The following is a 17,846-nucleotide window of genomic DNA, read 5'->3' as shown; positions in this document are numbered from 1 at the left end:
TCGATCCGGACAACCTGGTCTACGGCTCGATCTCGAAGGGCTTCCGTCCGGGCGGCGCCCAGGTGCCGCTGCCGACGGCCTGCGACGCCGACCTGATCGCGTTCGGCTATACCGACGCCAGCGGCAATGCGGTGACGCCGACGACCTACGACTCCGACAGCGTGTGGAGCTATGAAGCCGGTTCGAAGAACCGTCTCTTCGGCGGCGCCGTGTCGGTGGCGGGCAGCGCCTACTACATCAAGTGGAAGAACATCCAGACCGAGCTCTTCGGCCCGACCTGCGGCTACTCCTTCGTCGACAACCTGTCGTCGGCGACGGTCAAGGGCTTCGACCTCTCGGTTGACCTTCGTCCGCTTGACGGCCTGACCGTCAACGCCACCGTCGGCTACAACGACCTGTCGCTGGACGAGCCGCTCAACTCGCCGACCGGCACCGTGCTTGCCGCCGGTACGCCGATCGCCGGCGCGGCCACGCCGTGGCGGGTGGTCCTGTCGGGTCAGTACGAGCGTTCGCTGTCGTCCGACATGGACGGCTACGTGCGCGCCGACCTGACCTATCAGAGCAAGTCGAAGCGGACGTTCACCCAGGTCCCGGGGGTCATCAACTACGACCCGCTGCTCCAGCCGGATCCGGAGAGCACCCTGGTCAACGCGCGTGCGGGCGTGACCCGCGGTGCGGTGGACGTGTCGGTGTTCGTCAACAACGTCTTCGACAGCACCCCGCTGCTCAACCGGACGCACTCGCGCCGCAACCCGATCTGGACGTCCACGACGTTCCGGCCGCGGACCCTCGGCGTGACGGCGACCTACCGCTACTAAAGCCGAGTTGCGAAAAATCAGGTCCGGCAGGCAGAGATGCTTGCCGGACCTGTGTCTTTTTCGGCTCCCTGTTCGACGCGAAATCGACCGAAATCCAGGTGACATCTGACGCCCCTAGCGGAGGCGCAGCTTCGAGGAGGGTAGTTGATGTCCAAAGCGCGTGACGGGATCACCCGGCAGGATTTTCTGAACGGCGTCCGCTGGGCGGCCGGCGCCGCCGCGCTGGGCTCGGCCGGCGCAGCCTTCGGCCAGCAGCCCGAACCTGGTCCGGACGGCACCACCCGCGAGTTCCTGCTCTCCCAGGGCATCACCGAGCAGGATCCCCGCTACTACCCGCCGGGCCTGACCGGCATGCGCGGCAGCCACCCCGGCTCGTTCAACGTCCCGCACGCCCTGCGCGACGGGGCCCGGTGGGAGAGCGCCAATTCGGCGACCGACACCGGCGAGACCTATGACCTGATCATCGTCGGAGCCGGGATCAGCGGCCTGGCCGCCGCCCATTTCCATCGCAAGAAGAATCCGGACGCCCGGATCCTCATCCTCGACAACCACGACGACTTCGGCGGCCACGCCAAGCGCAACGAATTCGTGGTGAACGGCCGGCGGCTGATCGGCTATGGCGGCACTCAGGCGCTGGAGAGCCTGCCGACCTGGAGCGCCGAGGCCAATGGCGTGCTGGCCGACCTCGGGGTGGACCCGAAGAAGTTCTACCAGTTCTTCGACCTCGAGTTCCGCAAGAAGTGGCAGATCACCGACGCCTGCTTCTACGACAAGGAAACCTTCGGCCAGGACAAGCTCGTCGCCGACGAGCCCGACCACCCGTTCCTGTCGACCACCGACCTGACGCCCGAGAACATGCGCCGGTTCGTCGACGCCTCGCCCCTGCACCCGCAAGCGCGCGAGGACATCATGCGGATGTTCTTCGGGACCGACGACCCGCTCCCCAGCCTGACCAAGGCTCAGAAGCTCGAGCGGCTGGGCAAGGTCAGCATCCAGACCTTCCTCGTCGAGGACCTGAAGGTCCACAAGGACGTCGTCGCCTGGTTCCTGATGAAGACCTCCGGCGGCTACGGCATGGGCATTGACGGCGTCGCCGCCCAGAGCCTGCTGTTCTTCTGCCCGAACGTCGGCAAGATGCTGGGCCTGACCGACGGCCGCAGCTTCATGAAAGAGCCGTACATCTTCCACTTCCCGGACGGGAACGCCTCGATCGCCCGACTGCTGGTGCGGCGCCTGATCCCCGGCAGCGCGCCCGGATCGACGATGGAGGACATCGTCACCGCCCGCATGAACTATGCGACACTCGACCGGCCTTCGAACGGCGTGCGCATCCGCCTGAACAGCCCCGTCGTCCGCGCCCGCAACACCGGGCCGGCCGGCAAGCCGAGCGGCGTCGAGATCACCTACGTACGCGACGGCAAGCCCTACCGCGTGCGCGGCGGCCACGCTGTGCTGGCCTGCTGGAACATGATCATCCCCTACATGGCGCCCGAGCTGCCGCAGGCGCAGCGCGACGCCCTGCACCACGGGGTCAAGGTGCCGCTGGTCTACGGCACGGTGGCGATCCGCAACTGGCGCGCCTTCCAGAAGCTCCGGGTCGGCACGATCTATGCGCCGAACTCGTACTTCACCGAGGTCTACGTCGATTTCCCGGTCAGCATGGGCGACTACAAGTTCAGCGAAAACCCGGACCAGCCGGTGCTGCTGCACCTGGTACGCACGCCCTGCGCCCCGGGCCTGCCGCCCCGGGACCAATTCCGCGCCGGGCGGGCCGAGCTCTATTCGACCCCGTTCGAGACCTTCGAGACCAACCTGCGCGAACAGCTCGACCGGATGTTGGGGGCCGGCGGTTTCAGTTCCGCGCGCGACATCGCCGCCATCACCATCAACCGCTGGCCGCACGGCTATGCCGATGGGGGCGTGCTGGGCGATCCGGAGTGGCCCGAGGGTCAGGCGCCGCACGAGATCGGCCGCAAGGCGTTCGGGCGCATCACCATCGCTAACGCCGACTCCGGCGGCATTGCCGAAACCTACTGCGCCATCGACCAGGCCCACCGCGCGATCGAGGAGATCGCGGCGATGCAACGCGCCTGATCTGCGGCCGCCACGAGTAAACGGGCGGCCGGCATGCGCCGCCCGACGAATTCAAGGGAAGGAAGACCTATGGGCGCTCACAACCGCCGGAACATCCTCGGCATGGCCGGCGCAGGGCTGGCTGGCGGCGCCTGGCCGGGCCTGGCCGGCGCGGCGATCGCAGTGACGCCGGACTTGGTCGTCGTCAACGCCAAGGTCTACACCGTCGACGAACGGGCCCCGCGCGCCCAGGCCTTCGCGGTCAAGGACGGCCGTTTCCTGGCCGTCGGCTCCAATGACGATGTCCGCGGCCTGGCCGGGCCCGGCACCCGGGTGATGGACGTCCAGGGCGCGACCGTCGTCCCCGGGTTTATCGACACCCACTGCCACCCGGTCGGCGAGCGCCTGCTCTACGACGTCATCGTCGGCCATCCCTTCGAGGTCGAGTTCGTCACCATCGACAGCATCGTCGCCAAGCTGCGTGAGCGAGCCGCCAAGACCCCGCCGGGCGCCTGGGTCGAGGGCTATTTCTACGACGACACCAAGGTGCGTGACGGGCGCGAGATCACCGCCGCCGACCTCGACCGCGTCTCCACCCAGCATCCGGTCATGGTGGTGCATCGGGGCGGCCACACGGCCTACTACAACCATAAGGCCCTGGAGATGGCCGGCATCACCAAGGCGACGCCGAACATCCAGGGCGGCACCTACGACAAGCTGCCCAACGGCGAGCTCTCGGGCCGCGTCACCGACACCGCCAAGCCGACGATCAACAAGTTCGGCGACCGGCCGCAGCGCACCGAGGCCGAGAAGGCCGAACGCGGCCGGGCGGGCGCGGCCCACATGTCCAAGGAGTTTGTCCGCTACGGCCTGACCAGCGTCCACCACTCCGGCGGATCGACGGCGCGGGAGCTCGAGGCCCTGCAGCAGATCCGCGCCAACGGCGACCTGCTCCATCGGGTCAGCTTCGAATTGAGCGAGCCGATGGTCGAATCGGCGATCAAGGAAGGCATCCGCACCGGCCTCGGCGACGAGTGGATCAAGATCGGCGCGACGAACGAGTACACGGCCGACGGCTCGTTCTCCGAGCGGACCATGGCGATCAGCACGCCCTATCCCGGCTCGAACTCGCCCTACCAGGGCAACGTCACCCAGACCCAGGAACAGCTGGACGCCTGGGCGCTGAAGGTCCACCGGGCCGGCATCCAGCCGAACGTCCACGCCAACGGCGACGTCGCCATCGACATGACCCTGACGGCCTACGAGCGCGCGCTGAAGGCCCATCCCGTCAAGAACATGCGGCCGAAGATCACCCACTGCACGCTGATCAACGATGACATCCTGCGGCGCATGAAGGCGCTGGACGTCATCCCGGCGGTCTTCACCACCTACGCGTACTACAACTCCGACAAGTTCAAGTTCTACGGCAAGGGCATGATGAGCCGTTCGATGGCCTTCCGCTCCTTCCTCGACAACGGCATCAAGGCGACCGCCGGCTCTGACTTCTCGCCGGGCCCGTTCGCGCCGCTGATGGGGATGCAGGGGATGGTCACCCGCAAGGGCTGGAACGGCGAGATCTGGGGCGCCAACCAGAAGATCACCGTGGCCGAAGCGCTGCGGGTGATGACCCTCAACGGCGCCTACGCCTCGTTCGAGGAGAACATCAAAGGCTCGATCACGCCCGGCAAGCTCGCCGACTTCGTGGTGCTGTCGGAAGACCCGCACACCATCAACCCGGAGAAGATCAAGGACATCAAGATCGTCCGGACGGTCACCGGCGGCCGGACCGTCTACGAGGCCTGATCCCCCGCCCCGACCAAGGACGCGCGGACAGAGGCGCCCGGGAGGCCTGGAGCCTGCCGGGCGCCTTTTATTTTACCGCGTCCGCCTAACATTCATTAAGCCAAAATCGCGATAACATCCCGTTTTCTCACGACAAATGAACCCGACCCCACCCGCCGCGTTGGGAGACACGCGGCCGGGATGGCGCGACGCGTATTCGTCGGAGGGGGATATTGGGACGGCAACTGCAATCGCCGCCGGAAGCGGCGCATGAGATCTCCGTGCGGCAGGCGATCGCGCCGAAGCGCACCCTGGAGATCCTCGAGCGGGCCATCTATCGCGGGCCTCACTATTTCAGCCACACGCCGATGATCCGCATACAGGCCGATCTGGGCGACCTCGAGCATTGGCCGACCTGTCGCCTGCCGGGCTTTGTCGACGGTCTGCTGGCGGGTCTGCCCGGCCTGGCCGAGCACGGCTGCGGCAACCGCGACAACGGCGGCTTCCGCCGGCGCCTGGAGGACGGCACCTGGCTCGGACACGTTGTCGAGCACGTGGCGCTCGAACTGCAGGTGCAGGTCGGGCACGCTGTGGTGAGAGGCAAGACGCGCGGCGTCCGCGGCCGCGAAGGCGTCTACAATATCCTTTTCGCCTACGAGGACGAGGTGGTCGGCCTGCAGGCCGGGCTCGTCGCCTTGCAGTACGTCGAGAGCCTGCTGCCCCCACACCTGCGAGGCTTCACCGGCCTGAAGCGGCTGGGCGCTCAGCCCCTGCCGACGCCGTTCGATTTCACCGCCGCGCAGTCCGAGCTCGCCCGGCTCGCCGAGCGCCGGCGCCTCGGGCCGACCACCCGGTCGATCGTCGAGGCGGCCCGGCGGCGCGGAATTCCGGTCGAGCGGCTCGACGAGCACAGCCTGCTGCGTCTGGGCTGGGGCGCGCGCCAGAAGCTGGTGCGGGCCAGCATCACCGGCGCGACCGGCCACATCGCCGTCGAGACCGCGAGCGACAAGGCGCTGACCAAGACCCTGCTGCTGGACGCCGGCCTGCCGGCCCCTCGCGGCGAGGTGGTGCGCAGCGCCGATGACGCCGTCGCCGCCGCCCGCCGCCTCGGCCTGCCCGTGGTGACCAAGCCGCTCGACGGCAACCACGGCCGCGGCGTCTCCGTCGGACTCGCCACCGAGGAGGCGGTGCGCTGGGGCTTCGAGCAGGCGCGCGCCCACGGCCGCCGGGTGGTGGTCGAGCAGATGATGCGCGGCCGCGACTTCCGCTGCCTGGTGATCGGCGGCCGCCTCGTCGCGGTGGCCGAACGGGTCCCGGCGCAGGTGACGGGCGACGGCGCCTCGACGATCGAGGCCCTGCTGGCCGATCTCAACGCCGACCCGCGGCGCGGCGAGGGCCATGAGAAGGTCATGACCAAGGTCCGGGTCGACGACCAGATGCACGAGCTGCTGGCCCGCCAGGGCCTGACGCTGACCTCTGTCCCGCGCGCCGGTCAGGTGGTCGTGTTGCGCGCCACCGCCAACCTCTCCACCGGAGGCTCGGCCATAGACTGCACTGACCAGATTCACGCGGACGTCGCCGCGGCGGTCGAGCAGGCAGCCCAGGTCGTCGGCCTGGACGTCGCCGGGATCGACCTCGTCGCCTCCGACATCACCCGCGCGCTCGACGACGCCAGCGGCATCGTCGAGGTCAATGCGGCGCCGGGCTTCCGCATGCATCTGGAGCCGTCCGAAGGCCGCCCGCGCGACGTCGCCGGGCCGCTGGTCGACAGCCTCATCCCGCGCCGCTCCGGCGGCCGGATCCCGATCTATGCGATCACCGGCACCAACGGGAAATCGACGACCGGCCGCATGGTGGCGGCGATCCTGCAGGCGTCCGGCGCCCGCGTCGGCCTGACCAACACCTCCGGCGTCTACGTCGAGGGCCGCCGGATCTATGCCGGCGACGCCAGCGGCCCCCGCAGTGCGCGGCGGGTGCTGGCCCACCCGCTGGTCGACGCGGCGGTGCTGGAAGTGGCCCGCGGCGGCATCCTGCGCGAAGGCCTCGGCTTCGACTGGGCCGACGCCGGGGCGGTGCTGAACGTCACCGAGGACCACATCGGCCTCAAGGGCGTCGACTCGCTGCAGGATCTCGCCAACGTCAAGGCGGTGGTCATCGAGAGCGTGGCCCGGCTGGGCTGCAGCGTTCTTAACGCCGACGACCCGATGACCCTGCGGATGGCGCGCCATGCCCGCGGGCGGCTGGGCTGGTTCTCGCTGCGCGGCGGCCCGGACCTGCCGCTGTTCCTCGCGCGTCACATTGCCGAAGGCGGCATGGCGGCGGTCTATGACCCCGACGCGCGCCAGTTGGTGCTCCACGAGGGCGGCGCGGCCATTCCCCTGGCGCAGGCCGACGACCTGCCGAGCGCGCTCGGCGGCGATGCAGCCTTCAACGTCGCCAACGCCCTCGCCGCCGCCCTGATGACCCGCAGCCAGGGCGTACCGCTGGCGGCGATCGTCGCGGGCCTGCGCAGTTTCCGTTCCTCGCACGAGGACAACCCGGGCCGGCTGAACATCCATGACGACCACGGCTTCCGCGTCGTCATCGACTACGCCCACAACCCGGCCGCCCTCGCCGCGCTCGGCCAACTCGTTCAAGCTTGGCGGCCGCGCTACGGCCGGGTGATCGGCATGGTCAGCATCCCGGGCGACCGGCGCGACGAGGACATCCGGCGGATGGGCGAACTGGCCGGCGGCCTGTTCGACGACATCGTCTTCCGTGAGACCCCCGACGGCCGGGGCCGGGCGCCAGGGGAGATCAACGGTCTGATGACCGAGGGCGCCATCGACGCCGGCGTGTCGCCGCACCGGATCCGGCGGATCGTCGACGAGTTCGAGGCCACACGGGCCTGCCTGGAAATGGCGCGCGCGGGCGATCTCGTCGTCCTCCTGCCGACTTCGGTCGAAGATGTCTGGACGACGCTGACCGCCTTCCGCCCACGCGGGGCCGGACCCGACGCCCGCGAGGAGGCGGCGCAGCCCCATGCCTGACGCCGCCGGCCCCCTCGTCATCATCGGCGGCCACGAGGACAAGGACGGCGAGCGCCTGATCCTCAAGGAGATCGCCCAGCGCCTGGGCGACGGCAAGCTGGTGATCGCCACCGTCGCCTCGCACGAGCCTGACGGCTACTTCGAAGCCTACCAGAAGGCGTTCGGAGCGCTGGGGGTGACCCATCTCGTGGAGCTCTACGTCGAAGAGCGCCCGGAGACGCTGTCCGACCACGTCCAGGAGGCGCTGGACGGCGCTGCAGGGGTGTTCTTCACCGGTGGCGACCAACTGAGGATATCGAGCCAGATCGGCGACACGCCGGTCGAGCGCCGGGTGCGAGAGATCCACCGCGCCGGCACCCTCATCGCCGGCACCTCGGCCGGCGCCTCGGTGATGAGCGACACCATGCTGGTGCGCGGCTCCAGCGCCGAGACCCACCGGATCGGCGATCTGCACATGGCCGCCGGCCTTGGTTTGATCCACGACGTGATCATCGATCAGCACTTCGCTGAACGCGGCCGCATCGGCCGGCTGCTTGGCGCCGTGGCCCAGAACCCGCGGGTGCTCGGCGTCGGCATCGACGAGGACACCGCGATCATCGTCGAGAACGGCCTCGCCACGGTCCACGGCAGCGGCGGGGTCTATGTGGTCGACGGCGCCGGCGTCACCCACTCCAACATTGCAGAGGCCGAGCCCGAACGGACCTTGTCGATCCATGACGTGCGGATGCATCTGCTGAGCGCCGGCGACCGGTTCGAGCTGATTACCCGCCGCCCGGGCTCGGCCAAGACCCTGAAATGCAGCGAGCGGCTGAGCGAGGTCGCGCCAGAGGATCGCAAGGCCATCCACGGGGGCGACTAGTCCGCCGGACCGACCCCCACCAAGGTGAGAACGACCAGGACGGCGCCGGCGTCATCGGTGACGGTCATCTCGAGCTTGGCCGTCGCCCAGAACCCCTCGCCCTCCTCGGCCATCAGTTCCGCGAAAAAGCGGATCGCTTCCCGGCGCGCCGCATGCGCGTCCGGCAACTCGACGCCCTCTGGGTCTCGGTAGGTCTCCCCGTCCCGACTGTGAAAGAAGTAGCGCGGCATGGCCGGCTGAACGACCACATAGGTTGGAGGTTTCTGAACTTGCTGAACGGTTGGTCGTTTCGCTCGCTGACAGGCCGGGACAGGTGAAAACCATGCTGCAGCATCCCGGCATCGATCGATGGATTGCCGGGATACGGCGCCGCGACCCGACGCTGTCCAGCGACGAGGTCCGCGCGCTCTGCGGGATCTTCAGCGAGTTCATCGACGTCGATGCCGACGAAGACATCGTGCGCGAGCACGACCGGATGAATCGGTCCCACCTCCTTCTGGAGGGCTGGGCCTTCCGCTACATCAGCCTGAAGAGCGGCCGGCGGCAGATCGTGGCGATCCACATCCCGGGCGATTTCGTCGATCTGCACAGCTTTCCATTGCAGGTGATGGACCATTCCGTCGCCACCTTCACCCCTTGCCGGATCGCCACCGCGCCGCACGAGCGACTGCGCGCCGTGACCGAAGAACATCCGCACCTGGCGCGGCTGTTCTGGCTGAGCACGCTGATCGACGGCGCGGTGCATCGGCAGTGGCTGCTGGGCGCCGGTCAGCGCTCAGCGCTGGGACAAACGGCGCACCTGATCTGCGAGCTCTACGTGCGGCTCGAGGCCAACGGCCTCGCCCAGGCCTTTACCTTCGCCATGCCGATGTCGCAGGCCGAGTTCGCCGACGCGCTGGGGATGTCCTCCGTGCACGCCAACCGCGTCGTTCAGGAGTTGAGAGGCGAAAGCGTTCTCGCCTGGCAGGGCCGCTCGGTGTCGATTTTGGACTGGGACCGGCTGCGCCAAATTGCCGAATTCGACCCGGTATATCTCAACCTCTTTTCATCGCCGCGATGAACTTAACCTATGTGGAGGAAGGCCGCGGCGGACCACCTCTAATGTCGCCCCAAGAGTGAGGGGTCGGCTTGATCGATATTTCCGCCCATGGGCTGTCGCCCGGGGAGCTTTTGGCGCGGCGGCTGGCGACAGCATCCGCCCCCTATCGCGCGCGCCCTGAAGAACTGGGCGTTTTCGGTCCTACGACGCACCTCGGCGCCGGCGGCGAGATCATTCCTGCGGGGCGCGGCCCAGGTGCGCCCAAGCTGTTGGTCAGCGGCGTGGCCGGCGAGGTCCGCGCCCTCGGCGATGGCCGCCGGCAGATCCTTCGCCTGCGACTGCCTGGCGACCTGCTCTACGCCTGCGACTATGAGGCGGTGGTGGCGCTGGGCCGGGCCCATGTGGCCGACGCGCGGCCGTTCCTGCAGGCGCTGAACGACCCCGGCGCCCCGGCCGGCCTGCGCCGCGCGTGGCTGGCCCTGGGCCAGGCCGACCAGGACATGCTGCGCGACCAGCTCGTCCGCCTCGGCCGGATGACCGCCAGCGAACGCGTCGCCCATTTCCTGCTCGAGACGCACCACCGACTTGGTCACCTCGGCCTCACCGACGGCGACACCTTCCACCTGCCGGCGACGCAGGAGGTCCTCAGCGACCTCATCGGGCTGAGCGTCGTGCACCTCAATCGCACGCTCCAGGCCCTGCGGCGCAGCGAGCTGATCAGCCTGCGCAACGGCCGGGTCGAGGTGCTTCAGCGCGAAGCGCTGATCGATCTGTGCGACTGGCGGCCGGTTGGGCCGCCGAGTCCGGCGGCCACTTCGGAAGCCGAGGTCGCCGGCGCCTGAGCGCCACCTGCGGTTGGGAACGCGGGCGCGGCGGCGTCGTTTGACGGCGGAGCAAAGGAGGACATCCATGCCCCGCGAGTTGATCGATACCGGAACCAGCAAGCAGTACGTCCGCCGCGACGCCAACGGCCGCTTCACCAGTGACCAGGTCAAGGTCGGCAAGTCGCTCGCCGCCGACCGCCGTCGCAAGGCCAAGACCACGGTCAAGAAGGGCGACGGCGATCGCGGCGACCAGAAGCGACACTAGCTCCGCGCCGACGCCGTGAGGATCGCCACCTACAACCTCAACGGCGTCACCTCGCGGCGGCAGAACCTCCTCGACTGGCTGGGCGAGACCCAGCCGGACGTCGTCTGCCTGCAGGAACTCAAGACCCCGAACGAGCGGTTCCCCATCGCAGCGATCGAGGAGGCCGGCTACGGCGCGATCTGGCACGGCCAGGCGAGCTGGAACGGGGTCGCGATTCTGGCGCGCGGCGCCGAGCCGATCGAAATTCGGCGCGGACTGCCGGGCGATCCCGCCGACGTCCAGAGCCGCTACATCGAGGCGGCGGTCTGCGGGGTCTTGGTCGGCTGCCTCTACGCCCCTAACGGCAATCCACAGCCAGGGCCGAAGTTCGAGTTCAAGCTGCGCTGGTACGAGCGGTTTATCGCCCACGCGCGCGGGCTTCTGGCCACCGGCCAACCCGTGGTGATGGCCGGCGACTACAACATCATCCCCACCGACCTCGACGTTTACGTTCCGGACCGCTGGCGCGACGACGCCCTGTTCCATCCGCGGGTGCGGGAAGCTTACGCTCGGCTTCTGGAGGATGGCTGGATCGACGCGCTGCGCGCCACCCATCCGGACCAGGTCATCTACACCTTCTGGAAATACCTGCGGAACGCCTACGCCCGGGACGCGGGCCTGCGGATCGACCACCTGCTGCTGAGCCCGAGCCTCGCACCGCGACTGGCGGCAGCCGGGGTCGACCGCGAGTTCCGCGGCCGCGAGCGGGCCAGCGACCACGCGCCGGTCTGGATCGAGCTCTCGCCGCCGGCCGCCGCCTAGCCGGCCGCGTCTTCAGTCCACGGCCCGCTGGAGAATATCGGCCAGCCGGGCGCAGAGCTTGCGGCGGTCGACCTCGTTCTCGATCCCGTAGTTGTCGTCGACCCCCCGGGACATCGCCGCGCCCATGATGATCGCCCCGAGCGCCCGGGCGCGGATCGGCGCATCGTCGCCGCCGAGCCAGGCTTCCATCGGCTCGTAGAAGGAGGTGCGGGAATTGGCCCGGATCATCGGCCCGGCCTTCGGCGAAGATCCCGACCGCAGGATGACCTGCAGCACCGTCAGCTTGTTGGAATCTAACGGGTCCATGAGCAGGCTATGGGCGACGCGCGCGCCGAATTCCTCGCGTGGGCCGTCGAGGATGTCGCAAATGGTGCCGCAGTCGGCGAGCACCGCCGCCAGCAGATCTTCCTTCGAGCCGAAATAGCGCAGCACCAGAGCCGGATCGATCCCGGCGTCCGTGGCGATCGCGCGCACCGTGGCGACGTCATAGCCTTCGTCAGCGAAGCGGGTGCGGGCGGCCTCGAGGATCGCCGCGCGGGTGGCCGCGGCGTTCCGGGCGCGACAGACTCCGGCCAGGGGGTTCATGCGGACAGGCTCTTCATGTCAACGCATGTTGACGTCCCGTCGCCCTAAGTCAACATGCGGGACCGTCGCAGGCGGCGCGTATCCCCAGGCCGCAAGATTTTCGCCTCATTTGGGTCAACGGTCGTTGACTTGCCGTGGCCAAGCTCTTAGTCATCGTGCGTTGACTTGATGACGCGCCTCCCCCGTGCGTCCGAGGGATAAGACCATGCCGACCTTCAGAACGCTGGCGCTGTCCGCGCTGGCGAGCGTTGCGCTTTATGGCTGCGGGAAAAAGGACGCCCCGCCGGCGCAGGGCGCGCCGCCGGTGTCCGTCTCCAACCCGATGCAGGCGACGGTCCGCGATTGGGACGACTTCACCGGCCGCTTCGAAGCGGTCCAGAACGTCGAGGTGCGGGCCCGTACCGGCGGCTATCTGCAGGCGGTCCACTTCCGCGACGGGCAGAACGTCCGCAAGGGCCAGTTGCTGTTCACCCTCGATCCCCGGCCGGCCCAGGCCTTGCTTGCGGCCGCCACCGCCCAGGCGCAGCAGGCACGCACCGAATTCCGTCGCGCCGAGGCCCTGCTCGCCGCCCGCGCCATCTCGCAGGAGGAGTTCGAGAGCCGCCGCTCGGCCGCCGCCGTCGCCAACGCCGCCCTGCGCGCCCGCCAGCTCGACGTCGAGTTCACCCGCGTCACCGCACCCATCTCCGGCCGGGTCTCGGCCCGACGGGTGGATCCGGGCAACCTCGTCGCCGGCGGCACTTCGGCCGGCGACGTCCTGACCACGATCGTTTCGGCCGACCCCATCCACTTCGTGTTCGACGCCTCGGAAACCCAGGTTCTGAAGCTGCAGCGTCAGGCCGGCGGGCTCACCGCCGCGCCGGTGCAGGTCCGCCTGCAGGACGAAGCCGACTACCGCTGGAACGGTACGGTGGACTTCGTGGACAACGTCGTCGACGGCCAGTCAGGCTCGACCCGGATCCGCGCCCAGATCGCTAACCCGAACGGCTTCCTCAAGGCCGGCATGTACGGCTCGGCCCGCATGGCCGGAGCCGGCGCCTACACGGGGCTGCTGATCCCCGAGACGGCGATCATCTCCGACGGCTCGCGCAAGGTGGCCTATGTGATCGTCGGCGACGGCCAGACCGAGATGCGGCCCCTGACCCTCGGCCCGGTGATCGACGGTCTGCGCGTGGTGCGCAGCGGCCTGCGTCCCAACGACCGTGTGGTGGTCAACGGCGTCCAGCGGGTGCGGCCCGGCCAGAAGGTCACGCCCAAGCCGGTCACCATCGCCGCCACCCGTCGGCCGGACGAGCGCCGCGCCCCGACCGCGGCGCCGGCCTCGACCGGCACCTTCGTCCGCTAGGCGCCGCGCGATGAACATCTCCCGCTTCTTCATCGACCGGCCGATCTTCGCCGGCGTCATCTCGGTGTTCGTGACGCTGCTCGGCCTGTTCGCCTTGCCGCAACTGCCGCTCGCGCAATATCCGGAGATCGCCCCGCCGACCGTCCAGGTCGTCGCCGCCTATCCCGGCGCGGCTGCCGAAACCCTGGCCGAAACCGTGGCGGCGCCTCTGGAGCAGGAGATCAACGGCGTCGAGGGCATGCTCTACATGAGCTCGTCGTCGGCCAATGGTCAGGCCCAGATCACCATCACCTTCCGACCGGGGACGGACCTCGACGCCGCCCAGGTGCTGGTCCAGAACCGGGTGGCCCTGGCCGAGCCGCGCCTGCCTGAACAGGTGCGCCAGATCGGCGTGACGGTGAACAAGCAGGCCACCGGCTTCCTGCTGCTTGTCGCCCTGCAGTCCGACAATCCGTCGCTGGATATGGACTACGTCGGCAACTACGCGAACACCGTGCTGCGCGACCGCCTGCTGCGCACGCCGGGCGTCGGCGGGGTCCTTCTGTTCGGCGGCGGCGCCTATTCGATGCGCGTCTGGATCGACCCGCAGAAGGCCGCGGCCCGTAATCTGACGGCCCAGGAAATCGTCGCCGCGCTACGCGCCCAGAACGTGCAGGCCTCGGGCGGCGCTTTGGGCCAGGCGCCGACCGACGCCGGCGTCGCCACCCAGCTGCCGGTCGACGTCCAGAGCCGCCTCTCCTCGCCCGAGGAGTTCAACGAGATCGTCCTGCGCACCGACGCGGAGGGCCGCGTCACCCGCCTGCGCGACGTCGCCCGGGTCGAGCTGGGCCCGCAGGACTACAGCATCCGCGGCTACTTCAATGGCCAGCGTGGCGTCGCCATGGCCGTCGTCCAGCAGCCGGGATCGAACGCGCTCGACGCCGCGGCCGGCGTGCTGGCGGCGATGAAGGAGGCTGAAGCAGGCTTCCCGCCGGGCCTGAAGTACACCGTCCCCTACAATCCGACCGAATACGTCCAGGCCTCGGTGGAGGCGGTCCAGAACACCCTGCTCGAAGCGGTGCTGCTGGTCGTCTTCGTGGTCGTCGTCTTCCTGCAGACCTGGCGGGCGGCGATCATCCCGATCCTGGCCATTCCCGTGGCGCTGGTCGGCACCTTCGCGGTGCAGCTCGCGCTCGGCTATTCGATCAACTCCCTGTCGCTGTTCGCCCTCGTGCTGGCGGTCGGCATCGTCGTCGACGACGCCATCGTCGTGGTCGAAAACGTCGAGCGGAACATCCGCGCCGGCATGGCCCCGCGCGACGCCGCCTACCGCACCATGCACGAAGTCAGCGGCGCCCTCGTCGCCATCGGCCTGGTGCTGCTGGCGGTGTTCGTGCCGACCGCCTTCGTGCCGGGGATCCCGGGGGAGTTCTATCGCCAGTTCGCGGTGACCATCGCCGCCGCCGCCAGCATTTCGCTGCTGGTGTCCCTGACCCTGTCGCCGGCCCTGGCCGCCCTGCTGCTCAAGCCGCATCGCGAGGGCGAGGGTCATCATGGCCCGGCCTGGCTGCGACCGCTGCAAAAGGCGGGCGCCGGGTTCAACCGCGGCTTCGACGCGCTCAGCAACCGCTACGGCCGACTGACCGGGCGCCTCGTGCGGGCCAGCGTCATCGTCCTCGTCATCTACGGCGGCCTGCTGGCCGTCACCGGCTGGCGGCTGGCCGTCACACCGACCGGCTTCATCCCGCAGCAGGATCAGGGCGTGCTGATCGGCGTCGTGCAGTTGCCGCCGGGCGCCTCGCTGGAACGCAGCGACGCCATCATGCGCCGAGCCGCCGACGAAGTCCGCAAGATGCCGGGCGTCGAGATGGTCGCCGCGATGGCCGGCCTCGACGGCGCCAGCATGTCCCAGGCTTCCAACACCGGCACCATGTTCATCCGGCTCAAGCCCTGGAGCGAGCGCGGCGCCGATCTCAGCGCCGACAACATGGCCGGCATGATCATGGGCCGCCTCGGCGCAGTCGAGGAAGCCACCATCTTCGTCCTGTCGCCGCCTCCGGTTCAGGGGCTCGGCAACGGCGGCGGCTTCAAGATGATGATCCAGGACCGCTCCGGCGCCGGCTATCGCGAGCTCGAGAACGCCGCCAACGGCGTGATGATGGCGGCGATGCAGGCCCCCAAGGTCCAGGGCGTGTTCAATCAGTTCAACACCGGCGCCCCGCGGGTCAGCGCCGACGTCGACCGCAGCCGCGCCCTCATGATGGGCGTCCAGCCGCAGGCGGTGTTCGACACCCTCGGCACCTATCTCGGCTCGACCTACGTCAACGACTTCGCGCTGAGCGGCCGGACCTATCGGGTGACAGCCCAGGCCGAGCCGTCGGGCCGCGAGGACAAGTCGGACATCGCCGAACTGCGCGTGCGGACGGCGTCCGGCGGTCTCGCGCCGATCGGCTCGGTGGCGCAGCTGCGCGACGAGACCGGCCCGACCCGCGTCGTCCGGTTCAACCTGTTCCCGGCGGCCGAGATCATCGGCGCCGCCGCCCCGGGCGTGTCATCCGGCGAGGCGCTGTCGACCATGGAGCAACTCGCCGAGCAGAGCCTGCCGCAGGGCATGGGCTACGCCTGGACCGAGCTCGCCTTCCAGCAGAAGGCGGCCGGCGACAGCGGCGCGATCGTCTTCATCATGGCCGTGGTGCTGGTGTTCCTGGTGCTGGCCGCCCAGTACGAGGCCTTCACCCTGCCGCTCGCGGTGATCCTGATCGTGCCGATGTGCATCCTCGCCGCCCTGGTCGGGGTGACGCTGCGCGGGCAGGACAACAACATCCTGACGCAGGTCGGCCTGGTGGTGCTGGTGGCCCTGGCGGCCAAGAACGCCATCCTCATCGTCGAGTTCGCCAAACAGGCGGAGGAGAACGACGGCCAGAACCGGTTCCAGGCCGCGGTCACGGCGGCGACGACGCGCCTGCGTCCGATCCTGATGACCTCCTTCGCCTTCATCCTCGGCGTCGTGCCGCTGATGCTGGCCAGCGGCCCCGGCCAGGAGATGCGTCAGGCGCTGGGCACGTCGGTGTTCTTCGGCATGCTGGGCGTGACCATCTTCGGCCTGCTGTTCACGCCGGTGTTCTACGTCGTCTGCCGCAAGCTGGCCGAGCGCCTGCCCAAGGCGCCGCGCAAGGCCGCCCCGCCGGCCGCCGAGATCGAAGGGAGCCGTCCGTGAGCGCCCATATGCTGAAGCCTCTCTTCGCCGCCGTCGCGTCGTCCGCCCTGCTGACCGCCTGCGCCAGCGGTCCCGACTATAAGGCCCCAGCCGCGCTGGGCGACGCCGGGGCCTTCTCGGCCGCCGGCCTCGCGCCGGTTAGCGCCGAGGCGCCGCCAGGCGACTGGTGGCGCCTCTATCAGGATCCGGCGCTCGATCGGCTGGTGGCCGACGCCCTGGCCAACAATCGCGAGATCGCCGTCGCGACGGCCAACCTGGCGCAGGTGCGCGCGTCGCTGTCCGAGGCGCGAGTCGGCTTCCTGCCGTCGACCACCGCCACCGCGACCAGCACCGAAGCCCGCCAGGCCAACCCGTTGACCGGCCAGGCTATGGACGTCGAGACCCGCTCGATCGGCCTGGACGTCTCCTACGAACTCGACCTCTTCGGCCGCGTTCGTCGGTCGGTCGAAGCGGCCCGGGCCGACCGTGACGCCGCCCAGGCGGCGCTCGACGTGGTCCGGGTCTCCGTGGCCGCCGAGACCGCCCGCGCCTATGCCGACGCCTGCGCCGCCGGGGCCCAGCTTGCCGTGGCGCAGCGCACCCTGGCCCTGTCCGACGAGACCGCGCAGCTCACCCGCCGCCAGCTCGACGCCGGCCGCGGCACCGGCCTGGACACCGCCCGCGCTCAGGCCCAGGCGGAGACCGCCCGCGCCTCGGCGCCGCCGCTGCAGGCGCAGCGCGAGGCCGCGCTCTTTCGTCTTTCGGTGCTGACCGGCCGCCCGCCGGCCGAGGTCTCGCCGCCGGCCGCCGCTTGCGTCGCCCTGCCCCAGATCGCCGCCGTCCTGCCGGTCGGCGACGGCGCGGCCCTGCTGCGGCGACGCCCTGACGTCCGCCAGTCCGAGCGCCGCCTGGCGGCGGCCACCGCCCGCATCGGCGTGGCGACCGCCTCGCTCTATCCGCAAGTGACCTTCGGCGGCTCGGTCAGCCGGATCGACGGCGGCATGCCGGGGCTGGGCGAGCGCACCCAGTTCAGCTTCGGTCCGCTGATCAGCTGGAGCTTCCCCAACATCCTCGCCGCTCGCGCCCGGATCGCGCAGGCGGACGCCGCCTCGCAGGCCGCCCTGGCGAGCTTCGAGCAGACGACGCTCGTCGCCCTGCGGGAGACCGAGACCGCGCTCAGCGCCTATGGACGCGAACTGGACCGCCGGGCCGCCTTGCGCCGGGCCCGGGACGAAAGCGCCGATGCCGTGC

Annotated in this window: 14 protein-coding genes; 12 read left to right on the top strand and 2 right to left on the bottom strand. The window is 69.6% G+C overall.

Annotated features, from left to right (window positions below; translation table 11 throughout):
- From ACILRF_RS08030 to ACILRF_RS08010, 5 genes are all read left to right on the top strand, one after another.
- Positions 1–818: TonB-dependent receptor domain-containing protein (locus tag ACILRF_RS08030; RefSeq protein WP_395671764.1), on the top strand; the 818-nt coding region annotated here is incomplete at its 5' end.
- 147 nt (positions 819–965) lie between these two features.
- The gene (locus ACILRF_RS08025) at positions 966–2,912 is read left to right on the top strand and encodes an NAD(P)-binding protein (RefSeq protein WP_395671763.1); all 1,947 of its coding nucleotides are present in this window, start codon (positions 966–968) and stop codon (positions 2,910–2,912) included.
- A gap of 69 nt (positions 2,913–2,981) precedes the next feature.
- The gene (locus tag ACILRF_RS08020) at positions 2,982–4,694 is read left to right on the top strand and encodes an amidohydrolase (RefSeq protein WP_395671762.1); all 1,713 of its coding nucleotides are present in this window, start codon (positions 2,982–2,984) and stop codon (positions 4,692–4,694) included.
- Between the two features lie 212 nt (positions 4,695–4,906).
- On the top strand, positions 4,907–7,702 hold the full coding sequence (cphA, locus tag ACILRF_RS08015) for a cyanophycin synthetase (protein WP_395671761.1): 2,796 nt from the start codon (positions 4,907–4,909) through the stop codon (positions 7,700–7,702).
- Positions 7,695–8,561 (top strand): cyanophycinase, encoded by an 867-nt coding sequence (locus ACILRF_RS08010; RefSeq protein WP_395671760.1) that lies wholly within the window; start codon positions 7,695–7,697, stop codon positions 8,559–8,561. Before cphA ends, ACILRF_RS08010 begins: the two co-directional genes overlap by 8 nt.
- Here ACILRF_RS08010 and ACILRF_RS08005 read toward each other — a convergent pair.
- Positions 8,558–8,791: a DUF6894 family protein gene (locus ACILRF_RS08005; protein ID WP_395671759.1), complete on the bottom strand. Its 234-nt coding sequence runs from the start codon at positions 8,789–8,791 to the stop codon at positions 8,558–8,560. The two genes, ACILRF_RS08010 and ACILRF_RS08005, sit on opposite strands and share 4 nt — an antisense overlap.
- Before the next feature lie 92 nt (positions 8,792–8,883).
- On the opposite strand from ACILRF_RS08005, the gene ACILRF_RS08000 reads away from it, so the two are divergent.
- The 4 genes from ACILRF_RS08000 (at position 8,884) to xth (ending at position 11,490) form a co-directional block, all read left to right on the top strand.
- Entirely contained in the window at positions 8,884–9,621 is a 738-nt protein-coding gene (locus ACILRF_RS08000; protein ID WP_395671758.1) for a Crp/Fnr family transcriptional regulator, read from the top strand.
- 68 nt (positions 9,622–9,689) lie between these two features.
- On the top strand, positions 9,690–10,442 hold the full coding sequence (locus tag ACILRF_RS07995; RefSeq protein WP_395671757.1) for a Crp/Fnr family transcriptional regulator: 753 nt from the start codon (positions 9,690–9,692) through the stop codon (positions 10,440–10,442).
- Between the two features lie 67 nt (positions 10,443–10,509).
- Positions 10,510–10,689 carry a hypothetical protein gene (locus ACILRF_RS07990; RefSeq protein ID WP_395671756.1) on the top strand — a complete coding sequence of 60 codons (180 nt, stop codon included), beginning with the start codon at positions 10,510–10,512 and terminating at the stop codon, positions 10,687–10,689.
- Positions 10,690–10,704: 15 nt separating this feature from the next.
- Complete coding sequence (xth, locus tag ACILRF_RS07985; RefSeq protein WP_395671755.1) at positions 10,705–11,490, top strand: exodeoxyribonuclease III; 786 nt, start codon at positions 10,705–10,707, stop codon at positions 11,488–11,490.
- Positions 11,491–11,502: 12 nt separating this feature from the next.
- Here the strand turns inward: xth and ACILRF_RS07980 are convergent, their stop codons facing one another.
- Complete coding sequence (locus tag ACILRF_RS07980; RefSeq protein ID WP_395671754.1) at positions 11,503–12,075, bottom strand: TetR family transcriptional regulator; 573 nt, start codon at positions 12,073–12,075, stop codon at positions 11,503–11,505.
- Between the two features lie 205 nt (positions 12,076–12,280).
- On the opposite strand from ACILRF_RS07980, the gene ACILRF_RS07975 reads away from it, so the two are divergent.
- The 3 genes from ACILRF_RS07975 to ACILRF_RS07965 all read left to right on the top strand — a co-directional run.
- Positions 12,281–13,420: an efflux RND transporter periplasmic adaptor subunit gene (locus ACILRF_RS07975; RefSeq protein ID WP_395671753.1), complete on the top strand. Its 1,140-nt coding sequence runs from the start codon at positions 12,281–12,283 to the stop codon at positions 13,418–13,420.
- 10 nt (positions 13,421–13,430) lie between these two features.
- On the top strand, positions 13,431–16,616 hold the full coding sequence (locus ACILRF_RS07970) for an efflux RND transporter permease subunit (protein ID WP_395671752.1): 3,186 nt from the start codon (positions 13,431–13,433) through the stop codon (positions 16,614–16,616).
- Between the two features lie 8 nt (positions 16,617–16,624).
- Positions 16,625–17,846 (top strand): efflux transporter outer membrane subunit (locus ACILRF_RS07965; RefSeq protein WP_395671751.1); only part of this gene is annotated, 1,222 nt, incomplete at its 3' end.

The sequence above is a fragment of the Phenylobacterium sp. genome, assembly GCF_044236515.1.
Classification (GTDB): domain Bacteria; phylum Pseudomonadota; class Alphaproteobacteria; order Caulobacterales; family Caulobacteraceae; genus Phenylobacterium.
The sequence above is the reverse complement of the archived record's forward strand: the minus strand, read 5'-3'. Positions and strand labels throughout refer to the sequence as shown.